The following is a 21,077-nucleotide window of genomic DNA, read 5'->3' as shown; positions in this document are numbered from 1 at the left end:
ATGAGTGCGACGAACGAGCAGTGGCGGGTACACATGGACCCGACCCGGTGCATCGGGTCGGGGATCTGCGCGGGCACCGCGCCGAGGCACTTCGTGCTGGTGGACGGGCTGGCCCGCCCGCTTGCCGAGCGGGTGGCGCCGGACGACGCGTTGGTGGACGCCGCTGACTCCTGCCCGATGGAGGCGGTCATCGTGTCCGAGGCGGACGGCCTGCACCGCATCGCGCCGGAGCCCTGAGCCGTCCCCGGCGGCCGAGGGCCGGAGCTCTGAGCCGGCCGTCCCGGCGGCCAGTGGCCGGAGCCCAGCGGCCGGTCGGCGGGACGCCGGTGGCCACGCCCCGGGCCGGGCGCGGCCACCATGAGCGGTTGCGGTCAGCGCTGCTTCTGGCTCAGCTCCGCCGTCGACGTGGTGCGGCCGCTCAGCGCGTCCCGCATCCGGTCCACCAGACCGGCGCCGGGGTTGAGCAGCCGGTTCGCCGGCGGCCGGTCGGGTGCGGCCGGGTGCGGTCGGGTCGGGGCGGTCTTCTTGGTCGCCTCCACCTTCCCGGCCAGCTCGACCATCTCCTCGGCGGCGACCGCGGCGCGCAGGCGGGGGAAGAGGTCCGACTCCTCGTCCTTGACGTGGTGCCGGATCGTGCTCGTCAGGTGCGCCAGCAGCTCGTCGAAGCGCGGGTCGGACGGGTCGACCGACTCCAGCTCCTTCAGGGTCCGCTCGGCGTCGGCGTGCTCGGAGATCTCGTGCTCGGCGATCTGGTCGCCGTCCGGCAGCGCCTTGCGGGCGGTCGGATAGACGTGCATCTCCTCGGCGACGGCGTGCCGGACCAGCTCGGCGATCATCACGTCGGCCAGCTGCCGGCGGTGCTCGGGGGTGCCCTGCCGGCTCTCCAGCTGCACGAAGAGTGCCTCGACCTCACGGTGGTCGGCGGTCAGGACGTCCACCACGTCCTGACTCCTGGTGTCCTGTGGGTTGGTCATGTCTGCCCCTTACCGGTTGCGGAACGGTCGGCTGTGGGCCAGGTACCCGGGAACCGTCGACCGAACCCACCGGCCATCGATCCGTCGCCGACCAGCACGGGCTTGCCGGGCGCCCGTCCCGCGGAAAGGGCCGAGGGCCGGCCCTCGCAGAAGGGCCGGCCCTCGTCGGGGTCGGATCAGGACGAGTAGCCGCGCTCGGCGATCCAGTTGGCGACCTTCTCCAGGGTCATCCAGTACTCGCCCTCGGGGGCGGCCGGGTCGGCGATCCGAATCAGGTCGCCGCCGTCCCGGTAGCCCACCAGGGTCAGGTAGTGCCCGCCCTCGTACGAGTGCGGGCTGCCGACGGTGTCGACCGCGGTGCCCTTGATGTTGGCCACCACCGGCCGGCCCCTGTCCAGGGCCGCGACGACATCGGACCGCAGCCGGTCGACCTGCTCCGGCTTGGCCACCGGATCCGGGATCTCGGTGGTCCGGTACCCGCCGCCGGTCAGCTCGTTGAGCACCCGGGTGGTGTCCACGGCCGAGTCGGTGCCGGCCTCGGTGGTGCCCAGCTTCTTCGCGACCTCGTCCTGGGAGAGCGCCCTGCCCAGCGCCGACAGGGCGATCCGGGTCGCGGCCGGGCCGCAGTAGTAGAAGTTGGGCTGCGCCTGGTACTCGATGCGCACGGTGCGCTCGGCACGCCGGTCGGCGCGGCCGTTCTTGGCAACGCGGTCGTCCGTCTGCACCGCACCGACGGGGGTGGTCGCGGCCGGCGCCGCCTGGGCGGTCACCGCCGGGCCCGCGAGGCATCCGCCGGCCACCAGCAGGCCGGCGACGGAGAGGCCGCTCTTCTGGACGATCGGATTCATGGTCGGGCTCCAATCGGGGGTCGACGCCTCCGGGGGGACCGGGGCGCACAGCACCGGGAAAGGCGCTCGGCTCGGGGAATTCGACGGCCCGGAGCGGTCGGCCCACGGGCGTACTCGGGGATGCAACGGCCCTGCTCCGGCGGGCATTCCGGCCCTCGACCGGGGCGTACCGGCCGCACGTCGAGATTCAACCGGGCCACGGGCGGCAGGATTCCGGTGTACGGATGCCCCGCGTCACACCCCCGCCGGGTCGCCGCGCCGATGTGTCGCGCGGGGACGGGACGGACCGGTCAGGCGTACGTGGGGGGCACGCGACGGGACGAACCGGTCATCCGGTCACAGGCTGCCCAGCAGGCGGGTCACCGCGATCTCGATGACCACCCGGTCGGGATTCGGGCGGGGCGTCCGGTAGCGCTCGGCGTACCGGCGCTCGGCCTCGGCGACGGCCGTCCGGCCGGAGCGCACGACGGCCCGCCCCTCGATGGTGAGCCAGCGTCGCCCGTCGACGTGGCAGACGGCCACCGGGGCGCCCCCGGGGCCGGCGGCGGCGACGTGCCGCGCCTTGCGGGACGCGCCGCCGGTGATCACGCGGGCCAGGCCGGTCGACGCGTCGAAGGTGACCCCCACCGGTACGACGTGCGGGGTGCCGTCGGGGCGCAGGGTGGTCAACGTGGCCAGGTGCCGTTCCCGGCAGAACGCCACGACCCGCTCGTCGTGGGGTGCCAACCGATGGTCACCGGGCATGTCCGTCCCCCGTCTCGCGGTGCGGCACCGATCATGGCACGGGGCGGTGCGCCCGGCCGGGGGCGGACGGCGCGTCGGGTGCCCCGGGCAGCGGCGGCTTCGCGGCGCGGCGCTGCCGGACCAGCCGGCCGAGGTAGAGCAGCGCGCCGGTCAGCACCGCCATGTCGTCCAGGTAGATGGGGTCGGGGATCAGGTCGATCGGCAGGACGGTGTAGAGCAGCGCGCCGTAGAAGGCGAGCTTGCCGTTCAGCCCGAGCGTGCCGAGCAGGCGGCGGGTGCGGATCACGCGGACGGCCAGCACCACCGCGCCGACCAACGTGGCGACCGCCACGACGCCGACGAGAATCCACGCCTCCCTGGACATGCCGTCACGCTAGCCCAGCGGGACCGGTTCCGCCCGGCTCTGCCGGTCAGTACGCGGGGACCGCCGCCCGGCCCCGGGCCACCGACGGCACCTCGCGGCCGGTCACCGCCGGGAACTCCCGGGTCTGCTCCGCCACCCCGGCACCCTCGATCAGCGGCAGCAGCGACTGCGACTCCTCGGGGCGGCGGTTGACCGCGGCGAACGCCTCGTCCCGCAGGCTGCGCGCCGCCTCGGCGGCGGTCTCCGCGGCCCGCCACGCGGCCTGCTCCCGCTCCCGGGCCGCCCGCTGCCGGGCGAGCAGGTTGTCGCGTACCGCCCGGCGCAGCACCAGCTCCTGCTCGACCGGGTGCAGCCGGGGGTCCCAGCCGTCGCGGTGCGCGAAGACGTCGCTGAGCTGCTCCACCGACAGCTCCTTGCGCCAGTACGCGTCGAGGGCGGCCCGGTGCAGGAAGCGCTCGCGCTCGGCGTACTCGGCGGGCGTCCGGACGGTACGCGGAAGGGGCATCGCCTCGGCGACCGCCAGCCGGCGGACGTCCGCCTCGGCGGCCTCGTACGCCTGCCAGGCCGCCTCGACCTCCTCCTGCGCGGTCAGCCACTCGGCCCGCAGCCGGGCGGCGGTGGCGGCGGCCCGTTCCGCGGCGACCGAGACCTCACCGGCGTACCGGGAACGTTCGCGCTCCTCCTCGGCCCGTTCCAGCTCGCTCGGCATCGCGGCGCGCCGGATGCGGGAGCCGGCGTCGAAGCGGAGCCGGCCGGGACGCAGCAGCAGACCGGCCACGGTGACGGCGACGACGCCGAGCAGGCTCAGCCAGATCACGGCGGCCCGGGGCACGTCGAGCAGGACGGAGGAGAACACGTTTTCCATGGTCAGCACCTCGCGGTCGATCGAGGGAATCGACAGGGTCTGTGCCCGGCGTGCGGGCGGGTGGGCATCGTGGGCGCGCGTGCGGGGCGTACCGCGGCGGTGGCCGCTCCGGCGACGGACGGCGACGGACCGACGGGTGAACGCCGGTGACGTGCGGCCGGAGCAGGGGGCCGGGGGGCGGACGGACGCCGCGTGACGGCGGTCCGTCGCGGCCGGCGATCCCGGATGCGGAGCCGGTGGCCGACGGTCAGGCGGCGGGCGGACCGCGCCGGGCGGGGACGCCCCGGCCGGGGTCACGGGCGGGGCCGTCCTGGCGGGCGACCGCCACGGCGGAGGTGTCGGCCGGGGTGTCGTCGCGCCGCACCGCCGGCGGGGCGACGAAGCCGTCGACCTGCTCGGCCGTCGGCTCGCGGCGCGACAGCGGTGGGGTGAGCCGGGCGACCGCGACGGTCGGAGCGGCGGCCGTGACGGCGGCCGGAACGGTGACGACGGCCGGGCCGGCGGCGGACGGTGCCGGGGCCGGTGCGGCGGTCGCGCCCCCGAGGCCCACGGCGAGCACCAGCGCGGCGATCGCCAGCCGGGTCAGCTCACGCAGGGAGCGCAGCGTCACCGACCAGAACGGGTCGAGGGACGCTACGTGAGGCACCCGTCCAACCTATCGCCCGGGCCCGGCTCGTGCAGCGCGCCGAGGCCCCGGGGCCGGGTGACCGCCGCCACGATGTCCGAAAAGGATCGTCGGGCGGGTGTGACCGCGCCCGCCGGGACCGATGCCGCACGTGCGACGGCCCACCCGGTGGTACGCCCGCCGGGTGGGCCGTCGTCGTGCTGGTTCGCGTCAGCTGTCGGTGCCGAGCACGGGCGGAGCGGCGGCGGCGCCGTCCCCCCAGACCATGTCGTCCTCCGTCAGCCAGGTCAGCCGGCCGTCGCTGTCGTCGTCGTGCGCGCCCTGAACGCCGCCCAGGACGCCGGGGCGGTTCGCCCCGCCGCGTGCGCCGCCCGCACGCCCCGTCCCGCTGACCGCCCGGTCGCCGGCGGCGCCCTGTCGTGCCCCGTTGTCGAAGCGCCGGCCCATCCCGGTCGCGGACCGGTTGTCCGCCACCGGGGTGCCGCCGGCGGAGCGGACCGCCGTGGCCGGTGCGTTACCGCTCGCGGCCAGGGCTCCGGTGCCGAGGACGCCGCCCTGGGGGCCGAACTGGGGGCCCGCCCCGGTGCCGGCCGAGGCCGTCGAGGTGCCGCCCAGCCCGACGGGACCCGTCGTGGGGGTCGTGCCGGTCAGCACGGTGGCGCCGGCGAGGGAGGTGCCGGCCGTGACGCCACCGGGAGCGCCGTCGACCGTGCCGCCGATGCCGCCGCCGCCCGGGTGCCCGCCGCCGACGGCGCCCGGGACGAGCGTCCCGGTGCCGCCGCCGCCCGGTCCGGAACTCGGCCGGTCGGGGGCCGCGACGGTGGCGCCGCCCGGCTGCCCGGCGAGGCCGGAGGTCTTCGGCGCGGCCGTCGGCGTGCCGGCGCCCGGGCCGCTGCGCGGGGTCGTCGAGGAATCGCGGCTGGTCGTGCCGGGCGTGTCCGGGTGCGGTGGCGGCGGCGGGACGAGCCGGCCGTAGGCGGAGAGGTCGTAGCCGGCGGCCAGCTCGGCCACCACGTTGACCATGCGCTGGTGCGCCTTCTCCTGCTCGGCCTTGTCCTGCTGGTGACCCAGCAGCCCGCCGACCACGATGCCCGGCACGCCGAACACGGCGCCCTTGGCCGCGCCGGAGAGCGCCTGGTCGTGGTCGTCGGTCTCGGCCGGGCTCTCCGCCTGCTCGCGGGCGGTGCGCAGCTCGCCGGCCATCAGGGTCAGGCCCCGGCTCACGTCCGCCATGCCCTCGCCGAGCTTGTCGGCGTAGTCGGTGACGAGCGTCAACCGCCGCTGGAACTCCTGCGAGGCCGAGCCCGTCCAGGTGTTGGCGAGCTTGTCGAGGTCGCCGCTGAGCTCGCGGGACAGCCCGTCGAGCATGCCCTTGAGCGCCGTCCACTGCGCGGCGACGCCGTCGATCTGGCCGGGCTGGCCGGCCATCACGCCGTCGTAGAGCTGCTGGTGGCTGACGTGCTGGTAGCGCTGGGTGTACTCAGACACGCGGATCCTCCTTCCGCTTCAACGCGTCGTCCACCCCGTTCAGCGCGGCGGCGATGTCGGCGGAGTTGGCCGCGTTGCGCTCCTCGGCGGTGCGGTAGTTGGCCAAAATCGTCGCGGTGGCGCTCTGCGCCGCCTTCACCGCCGCACGCAGCCGGTCGACCTGGTCCACGTAGGACTGGTGGATGTCGGAGTAGCGGCGGGAGTTCTCGGTGGCGTCGGCGAACGAGCCCAGCGCCGGGGGCCGGCACTGCATCTCGGTGCTCAGCTTCCGCAACGCCTTCTCCGCCTCGGTCAGCCGGTGGGCCAACTTCTGGTGGAAGTCTTCCAGGGACAGCAGGTCGACTGTCGTGCGCCCGGTCATGGCAGCATCCCCGTACGTCATCGTCGATAACCGTTGGCAGGGCTCAGGTTAGTCGACGGGTGCGACTCGGGCGACCCGCCACCGGTGTCGATCCACCGGGTGCGTGCTCAGCCGTCCGCCTCCGGGCTCGGGGACGACGCGCCGGACGAGGCCGGCGACCCGGACTCGGGCTCGGCGGAGGGCGTCGCCGACGCGCCGGACTTCTCCGGGGTGGGGCTGCCCGTCGGCTTCGCCGGGCCGCCCGCCGGGGCCGACACCGCGGGCCCGGGCGCGAAGTGGGCGAGCGCGTCGTCGCGCGAGAGCGTCGGCCCCGTGGGCACCAGGGCCAGCAGCGACGCGGGTACGGCCAGGGGGGTGACCCCCTCGTAGCCCAGCGCCGACATGGCGCCGACGCCGAGCGGGTAGCGGACGCCCTGGGCGCTGATCAGATGCACTGTCGCGCCGGGGGCGGCGGTGCCGCTCTCGCCGGACCCGGGCGTGGCCTGCACGAGCACGCCCTTGCCGCCGGGCAGCAGCACGCCCTCGGCGGTACGCACGCCGTCGCGCGCGCTCTGCCGCACGGGCACCCCGCCGGGCGCGGCCAGCTCCGCCGGCACGCGGTCGAAGACCTCCAGCGTGGTGGTGGGCGGCCCGCCGTCGACGCCCGCCCGGTAGGTCGCGCAGACCGCCGTCCGCCCCGCGGTGACCGGGTGCAGCGCGGGCAGGGCCTGCGGCATCCCGGCCTCCTCCGCCCGCTGGTCGGTCAGCAGCTTGCCGGCCTGCGCCGGGGTGATGTCGGTGACCTGGCCGCCGTCGCGCAGCAGCAGCAGCGCGCTGATCTCGCCGATCGCGGAGAGGCCCTCCCGGGTGAGCACGTAGTGCTGGCCCGCCGCCCGGAAGACCTGACCGACCTTGGCCGGGCGCTCGGTGCGGGTGCTGGCCTCGTCCTCGCCGGCGATCGCCGGCTTGCGCAGGACCGGCCCGGCGGGCACGGCGTTGAGCAACTGCTGCCCCACGGACAGGCGGGGCGCGTTGGCCATCCGCAGCGCGGCGAGCGCGGAGTCGCCGCCCGTCACCTGCAACCGCGTGTCGCCGGTGAGCAGGTGCCGCTGGCCGTCGGCCTCCACCAGCACGGCCCGGTCGCCGAGCGGCGCACCACCGGGCAGCGGTCGGTCGATGACCACCCGGGTGCCGGAACGGCGGGGATCGGCCGGGTCCGGCACGTCGCAGACGGACCAGGGCAGGCCCGTCAGCGACTTGCGGTCCGGCAGCGCGTCGGGGGCGCCGACGATGCCGACCGTACGGCCCCGGGGCCGGTCCCGGATCGACGCCTGGGACATCGTGCGCACCTGCGGGGCCGGCTCGTTGATGATCAGTCGGGCGGAGGCGTAGTTGAGGGTGGGGTGCAGCTGCCCGTCGACGAAGACGTACGTCGCCCCGGTCTCCCGCTCGATCACCAGGGTGTTCGGCTCCAGCGGCGCCGTGTTGCCGGTGAACTGCCCGTACGCGCCGACGCCACCGAGCACCACGGCCGCGGCGATGACGCTGCCGAAGACCGCCATGCCGAGCCGCCGCATCGGCAGGTTGCTGGTCTCCGGGTCGCCCGACAGCAGCGCCGAGACGATCCGGCGGGTGACGAAGCGGTACGCCTGCACCTGATCGCGGCGGGTCCGCATGACTTACCTCCGGCGGGGGTGGGTCCGCGACGAGCAGGTCCGAGTCGGTGTCGCGGGCTTCCCTACGATAAGGGGCCGTCGACGGGTCACCGGGACCAGCGCCCGACCCGATCCGGCGGACGCTCCGCCGTCCAGAAAGGACTGTCAGCGATGACGCAGGTTCAGGCGCCACCCGGTCGTCCGGCACCGCAGCCGTCCGGCGTCGCCCAGCGGCCGGTCGTCCCGGCCGACCGGCGCGACCGTGGTCGGATCGGGCCCGTGGCCGTGGGGCAGCTCGTGGTGCTGGAACTCTGCGCCCTGGCCGTCTGGGCGGCGCTGGGCGGGCCGGTCTGGCTCGCCGCCGGCGTCGGGGTGCTGTCGCTGGCGGTGGTGGGCGCGGTCTTCGCCCGCCGGGGTGGCCGCTGGTGGTACGAGGACCTGCTGCTGCGCCGGCGGCTGCGGCGGCGCCGGGAGGCGGCCAGGAGCACCGTGGCGGCCGGCGGCGGGACCGACCCCAGGCTGGCGCCCCTCGCCCCGGAGCTGACTGTGACCGAGCTCACGGACCGCGGCACCCGCCTCGGCATCGGGCAGGACGCGCAGGGCTGGTTCGCGGCGGTGGCGTTGCAGGGCCACGCCGGAGCTCCCGCCGGTTCGGTCGAGGCGTCGGTGATGGACCGGGCACTGCGGGTGCTCGCCGACTTCACCGGCCCGGTCACCCGCGCCCAGGTCGTCTCGCACACCCTGGTCTGGTACCCGGCGCCGGGAGCGCCGCCCGCGGCCCACCGGACGGTCTGGCTGGCGCTGCGGCTCTCCGTACGGGACGCCCGCGTCGAGACCGTCAGCCGGGGCGGGGGCATGCCCGGCGTGCACCGCACGCTCTCCGCCGGCATCGGCCGGCTGGGCAAGGCGTTGACCGCGGCCGGGCTCGCCCACCGCCCCCTCAGCCGCGACGAGCTGCGCGCGGCGGTGGTCTCCGCGGCCGGGCTGGACCTGGCGCCGGCGCCGCCGGCGGAGACCTGGACGGGACTGCGTGGCGGCGGCTGGACCCAGCGTTGCCTGGTCCTGCGGCCCCGGGCCGACGCGCCGTTCGGCCCGCTGGTGGACGCGGTGACGGCGACGTCCGCCCCCTCGCACACCCTGGCCGTCGCGGTGCTGCCGGGCGGGCGCGTCGCCCCGCCGATGCTGCGGGTGGCGGCGCTCGACGACCACGTGGAGGCGCTGGTCAAGGCGGTGCGGGAGGTGGCCCGCCGGTCCGGCGCTCCGGCCCGCCCGGTGGACGGCCAGCACGGTCCCGGCGTCTACGCCACCGCCCCGGCGGCCACCATCGTCACGACCCTGCACCCGACCGACTGAGAACGGGGACGAAAGAGCCGGTCAGGGGCGGAGGTTGACGATCCAGCCGTAGAGGCCGACGACCCAGACGGCCAGCGGGACCAGCGCGATGATCAGCATGATCTCCACGATGTCGAGCAGCCGGCCCCAGACCGGGGAGATCCGCTTGCCGGCCACGGTGAGCCCGTAGATCAGGCTCACCACGGCCGCGAGCACCAGGCCGCCCAGGATCACGCCGAGGCGTACCGCCGTGGAGCCGTTGCCGAACGTGGCGGCGGCGGTCAGACCGAGCCCGGCGGTGCCGGCGAACAGCACCGGGGTGCGCTGGGCGCGGCCCAGGAACGGCCGGGCCCGCAGCAGCGACAGCAGGGCCAGCACGAGGCAGAGCAGCACCGCCGGCAGGCTGCCGTGCAGCGCGAGCACGACCTGGGCGCCGAGCACCAGCAGCGACACCGTCCAGAGCAAACCGGTCAGGAACTCGTCGGCCCGCTCGCTGAGCTGCAGGACCTGCCGGCCGTCCACCGACTCGGTGTCGCTCTTGAGGTCGTCGGGGCCGGTCGGGATGGACGGGACCGGCAGCCGGGCCAGCCGGTACGCCGCCATCGGCAGCGCCGGCACCGCGCCGAACGCGATCGCGGCCACCACCGCGGCGGCGGCCGGCGCGTCGGTGTCGAAGGCCAGGCTGACCACCGCGCCGAGGCCGGTGACGGCGCCGACCGCGACCGCGCCGAAGAAGAGCGGCAGCCGGTCGCCGACGGCCAGCGCGGCCACCGCCGCGCAGAGCACCACCGCCGTGGCGCCGAGGAGCACGTGCGGGGCGGCCAGCTCCGTCAACGGGCGGTCGCCGGCGAGCAGCAGCAGGCCGCCGACCCCCGCGTACGCCAGGCCGACGACCCCCAGCACCGACCCGGTCGCGCTGTCGGCGGCGGCCCGGGACAACACGGCCGCGGCGACCACCAGGGCGACCGCGACGATCAGCGCGGCCAGCGCGCCCGGCAGGTGCGGCGGCCCGGTGAACAGCGCCGCCACCGCGCCGGCGCCGAGCGCCGCGGCGGCGAAGAGCACCGCGAAGGAACGGGTGGTGCCGACCTGCCAGGCGCCCGGGCGCTGGTTGGTGGCGGTGGCGACGGCGTCGACCACGTCGTCGAAGACGATCTCCGGCGCGGTGGCGGACCGGGGGTTGAAGTAGAGCACCTCGCCGTCGCGGATGCCGAGCTGCGTGGCGGTCCGGCCGCCGTCCAGCGGCTGGCCGCCCAGCCGGGCCAGGCTCCAGCCGCCGTGCCGCACCCCCTCGTCGGCCAGGTCCTCACCCGCGTAACGGAGCAGGGTCGGCAGCAGGTCGGCGAGCGGTACGTCCGACGGCAGCGCGAGGTCCATCCGGGTGCGGGGCGCCACGATGGTGATCCGGCTCAGGCCGCCGGTCGCCGTCTTCGTCGCCACAGTGGCCTCCTCGCGCTCTCTACGATCACCCCTGGCCGGCGACGCCGACGCACGGGTTCCTGACGCCCACGGGAGATTACCTACGATGGCGGGCACGTACGATGCCCACCCGACGACTCCGGTCGCTCGCCGAACTTCATCAGGGCCGCTTCTGGGGAGGAGACAGCCGTGAGCACGGTGGTGTTCCGCCGGCTCCCGCGTCAGCCGGGGCCTGCGCTGCCGCGAGGCGAGGTGCTGCTGGAGTCGCCTCCGGAGCTGCCCGAGCCCACCCCGCGCGGGATGGGGCAGCTGCTGATGATCCTGCCGATGGTCTGCGGCGTGGGCGCCATGGCGTTCCTCTACGCGGGCCGGGGCGGCGGCACGATGACCTACATCGCCGGCGGCCTCTTCGGCGTCTCGATGCTGGGCATGGCGCTCGGGTCGCTGAGCAACGGCAACAACGACAAGGCCGAACTCAACGCCGACCGGCGCGACTACATGCGCTACCTGGCCCAGATGCGCAAGCGCACCCGGCGCGCCGCCGAGCAGCAGCGGGCGGCGATGGCCTGGCGGCACCCGGAGCCGGACGCGCTCTGGTCGATCGCCGCCTCCCGGCGGCTGTGGGAGCGGCGGATCACCGAGGACGACTTCGGCGAGACCCGGATCGCCACCGGTCCGCAGCGCCTGGCCGTGGAGATCGTCCCGCCGGAGACCAAGCCGGTCGAGGACCTGGAGCCGATGAGCGCCATCGCGCTGCGTCGCTTCGTCCGCGCCCACTCGAGCGTGCCGGACCTGCCGACCGCGCTCTCCGTGCGGGCGTTCAGCCGGGTGGTGCTGCGCGGCGACCGGGAGCCGGTGCTCGACCTGACGCGGGCCGCGCTCGGCCAGCTCGCCACCTTCCACGCCCCCGACGACATGGTCGTCGCGATCGTCGCCGCGCCCGACCGGCAGCCGTCCTGGGACTGGGTGAAGTGGCTGCCGCACAACCACCACAGCGCCCGCACCGACGCGGCGGGCGCCCGCCGGATGGTCTTCGCCAGCCTCGCGGAGGCCGAGGAGGCGCTCGCCGGCGAGCTGGCCGGCCGGCCCCGGTTCGCGCCGGAGGCGAAGCCGCTGACCACCGCGGCGCACCTCGTGGTGGTGATCGACGGCGGTGAGGTCTCGGCCGCCTGCCAGCTCATGGGGCCGGGGCTGCTCGGCGCGACCGTCATCGACCTCTCCGGCACCGTGCCCCGGGACGCCGGCCGCTGGCTGCTCTGCCTCGACGTGGGCGACGGCAGCTCCCTCGAACTGGTCCGCGGCACCTCCTCGTCCCGGCTCGGCCGGCCGGACCGGCTCACCGAGGCCGCCGCCGAGGGGCTGGCCCGGCAGATCGCCCCGTACCGGCTGTCGCAGCAGCAGACCACGTCGGAGGAGCCGCTGGCGAAGAGCATGGAGCTGCCGGACCTGCTCGGCGTCGGCGACGCCGCCGCGGTCGACGTGCAGCAGACCTGGCGCCCGCGCAGCCACCGCGACCGGCTGCGCATCCCGCTCGGCGTCGGGCCGGACGGCAACGTGGTCGAGCTGGACTTCAAGGAGTCCGCGCACGAGGGCATGGGCCCGCACGGCCTGATCATCGGCGCGACCGGTTCCGGCAAGAGCGAGCTGCTGCGCACGATCGTCGGCGCGCTGGCGGTGACGCACTCCTCCGAGGAGCTCAACTTCGTCCTGGTCGACTTCAAGGGCGGCGCCACCTTCGCCTCGCTGGACGCGCTGCCGCACACCAGCGCGGTGATCACCAACCTGGCCGACGAGCTGCCGCTGGTCGACCGCATGAAGGACGCGCTGGCCGGTGAGATGACCCGCCGCCAGGAGGTGCTGCGGGCCGCCGGCAACTACGTCTCCCGCTACGACTACGAGAAGGCCCGGGCGGCCGGCGAGCCGCTGGACCCGATGCCCAGCCTGCTCATCATCTGCGACGAGTTCAGCGAGCTGCTCGCCGCGAAGCCCGACTTCATCGACCTCTTCGTGATGATCGGCCGGCTGGGTCGGTCGCTCGGCGTGCACCTGCTGCTGGCCAGCCAGCGGCTGGAGGAGGGCAAGCTGCGCGGCCTGGACACCCACCTGTCGTACCGGATCGGTCTGCGTACCTTCTCGGCGGTGGAGAGCCGGATCGTGCTCGGCGTGCCGGACGCGTACGAGCTGCCCAACGCCCCCGGCCACGGCTACCTGAAGACCGACACCAGCACCATGCTGCGGTTCCGGGCCGCGTACGTGTCCGGGCCGTACCGCGCCCCGGGGCAGGCCGGCGTGTCGTCGCGGGCGCTGGTGCAGCGCCGGATCGTCCGGTACGGGGTGGACTTCGTGCCGGTGCAGAACCCGACCCTGCCGGTGCCGGACGCGCCCGAGCCGGAGCAGCCCGCCGACGGCAAGGCCGTGGCGATGCTGGACGTGCTGATCGACCGGCTGAAGGGGCGGGGCCGCCCGGCGCACCAGGTCTGGCTGCCGCCGCTGGCGGAGCCGCCGGGCCTGGGCGAGCTGCTGCCGCCGCTGAGCGTCGACCCGAGGTACGGCCTCTGCACCGCCTCGTGGGGTGGTCGCGGGCGGCTGGCCGCTCCGGTGGGCATCGTGGACCGGCCGTACGAGCAGCGCCGTGACCCGATGCTCGTGGACCTGGCCGGCGCGGGCGGCAACGTGGTGATCGTCGGCGCCTCGCTCAGCGGCAAGAGCACGATGCTGCGCTCCATGCTCGCCTCGCTCGCGCTCACCCACACCCCGCGCGAGGTGCAGTTCTTCTGCCTGGACTTCGGTGGTGGCGCGCTGCGCAGCCTGGACGGGCTGCCGCACACGGCCGGCGTGGCCGGGCGGCGGGACACCGAGGCGGTACGCCGTACGGTGGCCGAGGTGGTGGCCGTCCTGGACGAGCGGGAGAACCGGTTCGCCCAGCACGGCATCGACTCGGTGGCGAGCTACCGCCGCCGCCGGGCGGCCGGGGAGTTCGCCGACGACCCGTTCGGCGACGTCTTCCTCGTCGTCGACGGCTGGAACACGCTGCGCCAGGAGTACGAGGAGCTGGAGCAGACGATCACCACCCTGGCCAACCGTGGCCTGGGCTTCGGCGTGCACGTGGTGCTGACCGCCGTGCGGTGGGCGGAGATCCGGATCAACATGCGGGACCTGCTCGGCACGAAGCTGGAGCTGCGTCTCGGTGACGCCAACGAGTCGGAGATCGACCGGCGGGCGGCGGCGAACGTCCCGACCGGCTCGCCCGGCCGCGGCCTGACCCGCGACAAGCTGCACTTCCTGACCGCCATCTCCCGGATCGACGGCCGGCGCGACATCGACGACCTGACCGAGGCGTCCATCGCCCTGTCCCGGCACGTCGCGGAGGCCTGGAAGGGCCAGCCGGCGCCGAAGGTACGACTGCTGCCGCGCAGGCTGCCCCTCAGCGAGCTGGCCCGGGTCGCCGACCGGTCGGCGCCGGGCCTGCCGATCGGCGTCAACGAGTCGGCGCTGGCCCCGGTCTACCTCGACCTCGTCAACGAGCCGCACCTGACGGTCTTCGGCGACGCCGAGTGCGGCAAGACCAACCTGCTGCGGCTGATCGCGCGGGGCATCACGGAGCGGTACACCCCGGCGCAGGCCCGGCTGGTCATCGCCGACTACCGGCGCGGTCTGCTCGGTGCGGTCGAGGGGGACCACCTGCTCGACTACGCGCCGTCGAATCAGGTGTTCGCGCAGGGGCTCGCGTCGATCCGCAGCGCGCTGTCCAACCGGCTGCCCGGCCCGGATGTCACCACCGCGCAGTTGCGCGACCGCAGCTGGTGGAAGGGGCCGGACCTCTACATCCTGGTCGACGACTACGACCTGGTCGCCTCGGGCGGCAACAACCCGCTCAGCGCCCTGCACGAGCTGCTGCCCCAGGCCCGCGACATCGGCCTGCACCTGATCGTCACCCGGCGGGTGGGTGGCGTGGCCCGGGCGCTCTACGAGCCGGTCCTGCAACGCCTGCGCGAGCTGGACCAGCCCGGCCTGCTGATGTCCGGCAACCGGGAGGAGGGCGCGGTCTTCGGCACGCTGCGGCCGAGCCCGCAGCCGCCCGGTCGGGGCACGCTGGTGCGCCGCCGCGACGGCCAGCAGCTCATCCAGACCGCCTGGTCGGAGCCGGCCTGAGGTCCCCCGCCGAGACGGCGGTCGGCGGGACCGCCCCGGTGTGACGGCATCCGGTAACCTGCGGCACGAGCGTCGCAGCCGACGAGAGGACCGTTTTGAGCACATCGTGGACGCCCGGCGGCATGGGCGGGGCCGGACTCGAGGGCATCCTGCGCCAGGCGCAGGAGCAGCAGCGCCGGCTCGCGGACTTCCAGCGGCAGCGCGCCGAGCTGCGGGTCGTCGGGGAGAGCCCGGACGGCCTGGTCCAGGTCACCGTCGACGGCGACATGAAGGTCGGCGACGTCCAGATCGACGCCCGGGCGATGCGGCTGGACAGCTTCAGCCTGGCCGAGTCGCTGCAGGCCGCCATCGACGCCGCCTACGACGCGCACGCCGAGCGGCAGCGCGAGCTGCTGGAGGAGATGCTCGGCGGCGCCGACCTGGTCCGACGGGCCGAGGCGGGCAAGGTCACCCCGGAGGAGTGGTTCCAGCAGTTCGGGGTGGATCTCAACGACCCGCTGCGCCGGCTGCGCGGCTGACGAGAGGAGAGGGTCAGTGGCCAACGTCGTCGACGTCGACGCCATCCGCAAGGCCGGGCAGAAGCTCGCGGCCGCCGACGGCCCGATGGCCTACCTGCGCAACGCGCAGCGGGCGCTGGAGGGCGTCAAACTGTCGGGCATGTCCATGACGCTGCTCGGCCTGTCCGCCGTCAGCGCGCACAACGATGCCGTCGACGGTCACCTCGACAACCTGCGCACCGGCGTCGAGCACCTGGAGAGGGCCGCCGCCAACCTCGAACAGAGCGCGCTCAACTGGGAGAAGTCGGACCAGCCCTGGGTGGTCAAGTGACCTCGCGGGTGCGGGACGCAGGGAGGGCTCGATGCCGGAGATCCTGATCGCGAATTCCTCGGGCTCGGTGGTGGGGACGCACAGCGTCGCCGCGCAGACCGCGCCGGTCCGCTCGCTGGCCGGGGCGGCCCGGGCCAACTGGGTGTGGCTGGTCGGCGCCGCGTTCCTGACCGCCGCCATCATCCACCTCGAGACGTTCGACAACGACGAGGTCAACCAGTCCATCAAGGAGTGGGGCGACGCGGCCCGCTTCCTGGGCGGCGACCAGTTCGGCGCGGCGCTGGAGAGCGTGATCCCCTCCAGCGACGAGTGGGACTTCGAGGACCGGGACGCGTTCGACGCCTTCGTGCAGAAGCTGAACGCCGAGATCGGGGCGCTCGCGGAGGCGCTCAACGCCAACAAGGACGCGCTGACCGCCGTCCGCGACCACTTCAACGCCTCGATCGACGCCCTGGTCGGCGCGTTGGTGCCGATCCTCATCGCGGTCATCGCGGCCGTGGCCCTGCAGGCGTTCCCGGCGACCGCGCCGCTGGCGCAGGCGATCGGGGTGGCCGGCCTCACCGCCACCGCCGCGATCCTCGGGCTCATCTTCACGGACATCGGCGCGCTGTTCTCCACGGTGGCGTCGGCGTTCCGCGGTAACAGCCAGTACAACTTCGTCTCGGACTCCCGTCCGGGCTGGGCGACCGGCGACGCCGACCCCGACATCCAGGACATCAAGATCGACTGGGTGCAGGATTCGGGCTTCTACCGGGCCTGAGCGACCGGGCCGAGAGGTTGGGTGCCACCGTGTGGCAGAGCATGTTGTTCGGGTACGCGCTGACGACCATTCCGGTCTTCGTCGTCCTGGGGTTGGTCGCGCAGCTCGCCCGGTCGCGGGTGGCCCGCAGGGCGATGGAACTCGTCCTGCTCAGTGGGGTGGCGGCGTTCGGGCTGGCCCTCGGCACCCTCGCCGACGACGCGGTGCAGTGGGTGCTCGTATCGATGCTGGCCCTCATCTTCGTGGTCGGCCTGGTGATGCACGTCCGCTCGTACTCCCGTTCCTCCTAGCCGGGCGGGACCCTTCGGCGGCTTTTGTGTAACCACTCAGGGCAGGGCTGCGCGTGGTGGACACCGTCCGCTACGGTCTTGGCTGAGTGTCCGTCGGTGGGGTGATTGCCTTGCGGCGGGGGAGGACGCGGCGACTGCGCCGCCACAAGAAGACGGAAGGGTGTGAAGCATGGCGTTCGAGGTCGAAGCAGCGACTCTGCATACCGCCGCGGGTGACGTGCGCTCCACGCGCAGCGAGGTCGACGGCGAGCTGAAGAAGCTGTGGAACGTGGTCGACGACCTGGCCATCGCCTGGAAGGGGCAGGCGTCCACCGGCTTCCAGTCGCTCATGCAGCGCTGGAACGAGGACACGGGCAAGCTGCTGACGGCGATGGACAACATCGCCGACCTGCTCGACAAGTCGGGTACGACGCACCAGGTCAACGACGAAGAGCAGCAGCAGATGCTGGACAAGTTCCACTCTGCACTCAACCCGTGATCCGCCGAGACGAGCAGAGGAGGAACTCATGAGCATCAAGGTTGACTACGCGGTCCTCGAGAGCAGCAACCAGCAGATGATGGCCATCTCGAAGACCATCGACGAGAAGCTGGACACGCTGCGTTCGATGCTGTCGAAGCTCCAGTGGGACGGTGAGGACCGTGCCGCGTACGAGCAGCACCAGGCGCAGTGGGACGCCGCCGTCCGGGACATCAACAAGATCCTGAACGACATCGGTGGCGCCGTGGGCATCGCCCGCGAGAACTACGTCAGCACCGAGATGAGCAACGCCAAGGCGTGGAACTGACACAATCGCCGACGCGGCTCCGGTCCGGTTCGACCGGGTCGGAGCCGCGTCGCGTTGTGCGTCGATAGGTCCTGGGAGAATCATGCGTGCGGGGAAGCCTTCGCGGCCCAAGCTCCGGCTGGCCGTCGCGGCGCTGGCGTTTGTCGTCGGCGCCGGTTCCGGTCCACTGGTCGCGCCGGCCCCGGCACGCGCCGACACGGTGCGTGGCCTCCAGTGGTACCTCGACACCCTGAAGATCCCGCAGGCCCACAAGCTCACCAGGGGCAAGGGCGTCACCGTCGCGGTCATCGACACCGGGGTCAACCCCAACCTGCCGGACCTGCGCGGTCAGGTCCTGCCGGGCAAGGGCATCGGCTCCGGGACGGCGGCCGACGGTCGCCGTGACGACGACGCCAGGAAGGCCCACGGTTCGGCGATGGCCGGGATCATCGCGTCCCGGGGCGGTGGCGCGATGCGGCACCTGGGCATCGCCCCGGAGGCGAAGATCCTGCCCGTCGCGATGGGCGACTCCTTCGACTCGGCAGACCTCTCGGCGGGCATCCGCTGGGCGGCCGACGCCGGCGCCGACGTGATTAACATGTCCGTCGGGACGGGCACGGCGGCGACCCCCGACGAGATCGCCGCCGTCCGGTACGCCCTGGACAAGGACGTCGTGCTGATCGCCTCGGCCGGCAACCGGCTGCAGAACGACCGCGTCGTCACCAGCCCCGCGAACATCCCCGGTGTCATCGCGGTGACCGGGCTGGCGAAGAACGGCGAGTTCTTCGCGCAGAGCGCCACCGGCCGGGAGGCCGTGCTCGCCGCGCCGATGCAGGAGATCATCTCTCCCCGGTCCGCGTCGGTGTCCTCCAACGGTTACGGCATCGGCAGCGGCACGAGCGACGCCGCCGCCATCACCTCCGGGGTGGCGGCGCTGGTCCGCGCGAAGTACCCGGACCTCGACGCGGCCAACGTGGCGAACCGGCTGATCCGCACCGCCCGGGACCAGGGCCCGGCCGGCCGCGACAGCCAGTACGGCTTCGGCGCGATCGACCCGCTCGCCGCGCTGACCCGCTCGGTGCCGGCGGTGGACGCGCACCCGTTGCTCGCCGGTGCCGCGAACGGCGCCGCCCCGTCCGCGGGCGCGGCGGAGCCGCAGAAGGACGACGGGCCGGCGGTGTCGATCAGCATGAAGAAGGACACCGGCGCGCTGGTCCGGGGTGCGCTCTGCCTGCTCGTGCCCGTCGCGTTGCTGATCCTCGTGATCGTGCTGGTGCGTCGGTCCCGACGGAAGGCGACCGCTGCCCGGCCCGGCCCGCCCGGGTACCCGCCACCCGGCGGCCCGCCCGGCTATCCGCCGCCGGGCTATCCACCGGCCGGCGGCCCGCAGGCCGGTCCGCCCGGTTACCCGCCGCCCCCCGGCCACCCGCCGGCCGGCGGCGCACCGGTCGGGTCGCACGGTAACCCGCAGTTCGGCGCGCCCGGATATCCGCCACCCGGCGGGGCACCGGGCATGCCCGCACCGCCCCAGGCGGGACCCCCGCCCGGGTACGGCCCGACGCCCACCGGCGGGACCCACCCGTACGGTGCGCCGCCGGCACCCCAGGCTGGTGCCTGGCAGCCGCCCGGCGCCGCGCCGACGGCACCACCCCCGCCGGCCCCCGGCGGACACCAGCAGTAAGCCACATTGTCAGTCGGCGACGGGGAGGAACCGATGACGGACGACAGGACGGACCAGCCGGAGGAGATCCGGGTGGACACCCCATACATGCCCATCACCCCGCTGGCACCCACCGTGCACGTCAGCGGCATCACGATGGACAACGTCAACCGGGCGCAGACCCCCTCCGGCCTGGTGCCGGGGGCGGGCGAGAGCGGCGACAACACGGAGTGGGACGCGTCCAGCCTGGACAGCGCCATCGAGTGGTTGGAGTCGCACGCCTCGTTTCTCAACAAGCAGTCGTACACGATGGTCGAGATCCAGGACAAGATGGGCGGCGCGGCGGCGTCGGGCGGCCTGAACGGCGTCGGCGGCGGGGCGACCAGCCCGCTCGGCGCCTTCGACCGGGCGGGCGACCTGGCCCGCAAGCACGGCAGCCTCTTCACCACCACGCAGCAGAGCGTCCGCAAGCTCGCCGAGGACCTCTACCAGGCCGCCAACGCGCTGCGCGAGGTCAAGGAGAACTACGAGACGGCGGAGAAGGCGAACGCCATGTCCGCCGCCGAGATGGAGCGCGCCTTCAGCCAAGCCGCCACCAACGGATCCAACGGCTGATCGGGAGGGTGACAGGATGCCGAGCTGGGAAGAGATGTGCCAGCAGATCGTCGTCGCGGGCAGGCCGGGCGACGTCACCAGCGCCGCCCTGGGCTGGGAGCAGCTGCTGAAGAACCTGAACTCCGTCAAGGAGAGCCTGGAGACGAACGTCGCCGATCTCGGTGAGGTGTGGAAGGGCCCGGCGTACGAGTCCTTCAAGACCCACATCAAGCAGATCGCCACGGACACGGGCCGGGTCGTCGACGACGCCGAGAAACACAACGGCATCGTCCAGTCGTTGAAGACCGCCGCCGACAAGCTGAGCGCCGCGCAGGCCGAGTTCCCCATCCCCGCGAGCTGCGTCAACGACGTGCTCGAGGCGCGCAACGGCCGCATCGTGATCGACACGGGCCTCTTCGAGATGAAGGTCAAGCCCGACTTCCTGGGCCTGCTCGACCCGCTCACCTCGCTCGCCGACTGGCTCAACGACAAGTCGGACGAGGCGGCCAAGGTCTACAACCAGGTCAGCGGCGAGTACGTGACGATCGACTCGGGCACGCCCGGCCAGACCACGCCGGGCACCACCCAGTCGCCGGACGTGCAGACCCCCGACCTCGGCGCCGGCCCCGGCGCTGGCAGCGTCGGCGGCGCGCCCAGCATGGGCGGCATGCCCTCGACCGGTGGCATGCCGGGCGGTGGCATGCCGTCGCTCAGCGGGGCCGGCGTGCCCGAGACCGGGACCACCGGGATCGGCTCCACCGCGCACCCCGGCCTGACCGGTGGCGGCTACGACCCGAGCGGCGGTTACGACCCGAGCGGCGGTTACGACCCGAGCACCGGCAGCCTCGCCGACGACTACGGCAGCGGTCTGGCCGGTGCCGGCGCCCCGACGGTTCCCGCGCTCGGCGGCGGCGGTGGCGGCGGCGTGCCCGGCACCTCCGGGCTCGGCGGCGGTGGCGGCCTGGGCTCCGGTGGCGGCCTCGGCGGCGGGGGCGTCATCCCGGGCGGCGGCTCGCTCGGCCGGCCGGTGAGCCCCAACATGGGGCCGATGATGGGCGGCGGCGCGGCGGGCGCCAACCGCGGTGGCGGCCGGGGCGCTGGTGGCAAGCTCGGTGCCGGCGGCAAGCTCGGTGCGGGCGGCATGGCGCCGATGATGGGCGGCGCGGCCGGTGGGGCCGGCCGTGGCGGCGGGCGCGCGGGTGCCGCCGGTGCGGGCGCCAAGGGCGTCGGCGCGGGCGCACGGGGCGTCGGTGGCATGGCCGGCATGGGTGCCGGCTACGGCGAGGAGGAGGCCCCCCGCAACACCTGGCTGGAGGAGGACGAGGACGTCTGGGGCGCGGACGGCGGCGGTACGCCGGGCATCCTGCGCTGACGG

General features: G+C 74.4%; 22 protein-coding genes. 12 read left to right on the top strand and 10 right to left on the bottom strand.

The genetic code is table 11. The features are described 5' to 3' along the window. Complete coding sequence (locus tag DER29_RS09225) at positions 1-237, top strand: ferredoxin (protein WP_121396966.1); 237 nt, start codon at positions 1-3, stop codon at positions 235-237. Between the two features lie 134 nt (positions 238-371). Here the strand turns inward: DER29_RS09225 and DER29_RS09220 are convergent, their stop codons facing one another. The 9 genes from DER29_RS09220 to eccB all read right to left on the bottom strand — a co-directional run bounded on the left by DER29_RS09220 (position 372) and on the right by eccB (position 7,924). Next, entirely contained in the window at positions 372-974 is a 603-nt protein-coding gene (locus DER29_RS09220) for a hemerythrin domain-containing protein (protein ID WP_121396965.1), read from the bottom strand. A gap of 176 nt (positions 975-1,150) precedes the next feature. Then, complete coding sequence (locus DER29_RS09215) at positions 1,151-1,822, bottom strand: C39 family peptidase (RefSeq protein WP_121396964.1); 672 nt, start codon at positions 1,820-1,822, stop codon at positions 1,151-1,153. 336 nt (positions 1,823-2,158) lie between these two features. Then, positions 2,159-2,566, bottom strand: coding sequence for a pyridoxamine 5'-phosphate oxidase family protein (locus DER29_RS09210; RefSeq protein WP_121396963.1), 408 nt, complete (start codon positions 2,564-2,566; stop codon positions 2,159-2,161). A gap of 31 nt (positions 2,567-2,597) precedes the next feature. Next, on the bottom strand, positions 2,598-2,930 hold the full coding sequence (locus DER29_RS09205) for a DUF1232 domain-containing protein (RefSeq protein WP_121396962.1): 333 nt from the start codon (positions 2,928-2,930) through the stop codon (positions 2,598-2,600). A gap of 46 nt (positions 2,931-2,976) precedes the next feature. Next, a complete protein-coding gene (locus tag DER29_RS09200; RefSeq protein ID WP_121399109.1) occupies positions 2,977-3,795 on the bottom strand; it encodes a hypothetical protein in 819 nt (272 codons plus the stop codon). A 247-nt stretch (positions 3,796-4,042) separates the two neighbouring features. Next, the gene (locus DER29_RS09195; protein WP_121396961.1) at positions 4,043-4,441 is read right to left on the bottom strand and encodes a hypothetical protein; all 399 of its coding nucleotides are present in this window, start codon (positions 4,439-4,441) and stop codon (positions 4,043-4,045) included. Between the two features lie 189 nt (positions 4,442-4,630). Continuing rightward, positions 4,631-5,908 carry a WXG100 family type VII secretion target gene (locus DER29_RS09190; RefSeq protein WP_121396960.1) on the bottom strand — a complete coding sequence of 426 codons (1,278 nt, stop codon included), beginning with the start codon at positions 5,906-5,908 and terminating at the stop codon, positions 4,631-4,633. After that, positions 5,901-6,269, bottom strand: coding sequence for a hypothetical protein (locus DER29_RS09185; protein WP_121396959.1), 369 nt, complete (start codon positions 6,267-6,269; stop codon positions 5,901-5,903). The genes DER29_RS09190 and DER29_RS09185 overlap by 8 nt, the downstream gene beginning before the upstream one ends. Positions 6,270-6,376: 107 nt before the next feature. Further along, complete coding sequence (gene eccB / locus DER29_RS09180) at positions 6,377-7,924, bottom strand: type VII secretion protein EccB (protein WP_121396958.1); 1,548 nt, start codon at positions 7,922-7,924, stop codon at positions 6,377-6,379. 150 nt (positions 7,925-8,074) lie between these two features. Between eccB and DER29_RS09175 the strand changes: the two genes are divergently transcribed. Then, the gene (locus DER29_RS09175) at positions 8,075-9,256 is read left to right on the top strand and encodes a type VII secretion protein EccE (protein ID WP_121396957.1); all 1,182 of its coding nucleotides are present in this window, start codon (positions 8,075-8,077) and stop codon (positions 9,254-9,256) included. A 21-nt stretch (positions 9,257-9,277) separates the two neighbouring features. Here DER29_RS09175 and eccD read toward each other — a convergent pair whose 3' ends face one another. Then, positions 9,278-10,675 carry a type VII secretion integral membrane protein EccD gene (eccD, locus tag DER29_RS09170; protein WP_121396956.1) on the bottom strand — a complete coding sequence of 466 codons (1,398 nt, stop codon included), beginning with the start codon at positions 10,673-10,675 and terminating at the stop codon, positions 9,278-9,280. Positions 10,676-10,843: 168 nt separating this feature from the next. Here eccD and eccCa point away from each other — a divergent pair, with 168 nt between their 5' ends. The 10 genes from eccCa to DER29_RS09120 all read left to right on the top strand — a co-directional run bounded on the left by eccCa (position 10,844) and on the right by DER29_RS09120 (position 21,074). Beyond that, complete coding sequence (gene eccCa, locus DER29_RS09165; RefSeq protein WP_121396955.1) at positions 10,844-14,806, top strand: type VII secretion protein EccCa; 3,963 nt, start codon at positions 10,844-10,846, stop codon at positions 14,804-14,806. A gap of 95 nt (positions 14,807-14,901) precedes the next feature. After that, a complete protein-coding gene (locus DER29_RS09160; RefSeq protein ID WP_233599698.1) occupies positions 14,902-15,324 on the top strand; it encodes a YbaB/EbfC family nucleoid-associated protein in 423 nt (140 codons plus the stop codon). Positions 15,325-15,340: 16 nt separating this feature from the next. Beyond that, on the top strand, positions 15,341-15,634 hold the full coding sequence (locus DER29_RS09155) for a hypothetical protein (protein WP_121396953.1): 294 nt from the start codon (positions 15,341-15,343) through the stop codon (positions 15,632-15,634). Between the two features lie 31 nt (positions 15,635-15,665). Beyond that, a complete protein-coding gene (locus tag DER29_RS09150) occupies positions 15,666-16,394 on the top strand; it encodes a hypothetical protein (RefSeq protein ID WP_121396952.1) in 729 nt (242 codons plus the stop codon). Positions 16,395-16,423: 29 nt separating this feature from the next. Further along, entirely contained in the window at positions 16,424-16,684 is a 261-nt protein-coding gene (locus DER29_RS09145; protein ID WP_121396951.1) for a hypothetical protein, read from the top strand. A 169-nt stretch (positions 16,685-16,853) separates the two neighbouring features. Next, a complete protein-coding gene (locus DER29_RS09140) occupies positions 16,854-17,162 on the top strand; it encodes a WXG100 family type VII secretion target (RefSeq protein ID WP_121396950.1) in 309 nt (102 codons plus the stop codon). Between the two features lie 28 nt (positions 17,163-17,190). Next, positions 17,191-17,469, top strand: coding sequence for a WXG100 family type VII secretion target (locus DER29_RS09135; protein WP_101413905.1), 279 nt, complete (start codon positions 17,191-17,193; stop codon positions 17,467-17,469). Positions 17,470-17,551: 82 nt separating this feature from the next. After that, complete coding sequence (locus DER29_RS09130) at positions 17,552-19,129, top strand: S8 family serine peptidase (RefSeq protein WP_121396949.1); 1,578 nt, start codon at positions 17,552-17,554, stop codon at positions 19,127-19,129. A 33-nt stretch (positions 19,130-19,162) separates the two neighbouring features. Then, the gene (locus DER29_RS09125) at positions 19,163-19,723 is read left to right on the top strand and encodes a hypothetical protein (RefSeq protein ID WP_121396948.1); all 561 of its coding nucleotides are present in this window, start codon (positions 19,163-19,165) and stop codon (positions 19,721-19,723) included. A 16-nt stretch (positions 19,724-19,739) separates the two neighbouring features. Then, entirely contained in the window at positions 19,740-21,074 is a 1,335-nt protein-coding gene (locus tag DER29_RS09120) for a WXG100 family type VII secretion target (RefSeq protein WP_148709995.1), read from the top strand. Positions 21,075-21,077: the final 3 nt, after the last annotated feature.

Source organism: Micromonospora sp. M71_S20, assembly GCF_003664255.1.
In the GTDB taxonomy this organism is placed as follows: domain Bacteria; phylum Actinomycetota; class Actinomycetes; order Mycobacteriales; family Micromonosporaceae; genus Micromonospora.
Note: the sequence above shows the minus strand (reverse complement) of the source record. Positions and strands in the feature narration are given on the sequence as shown.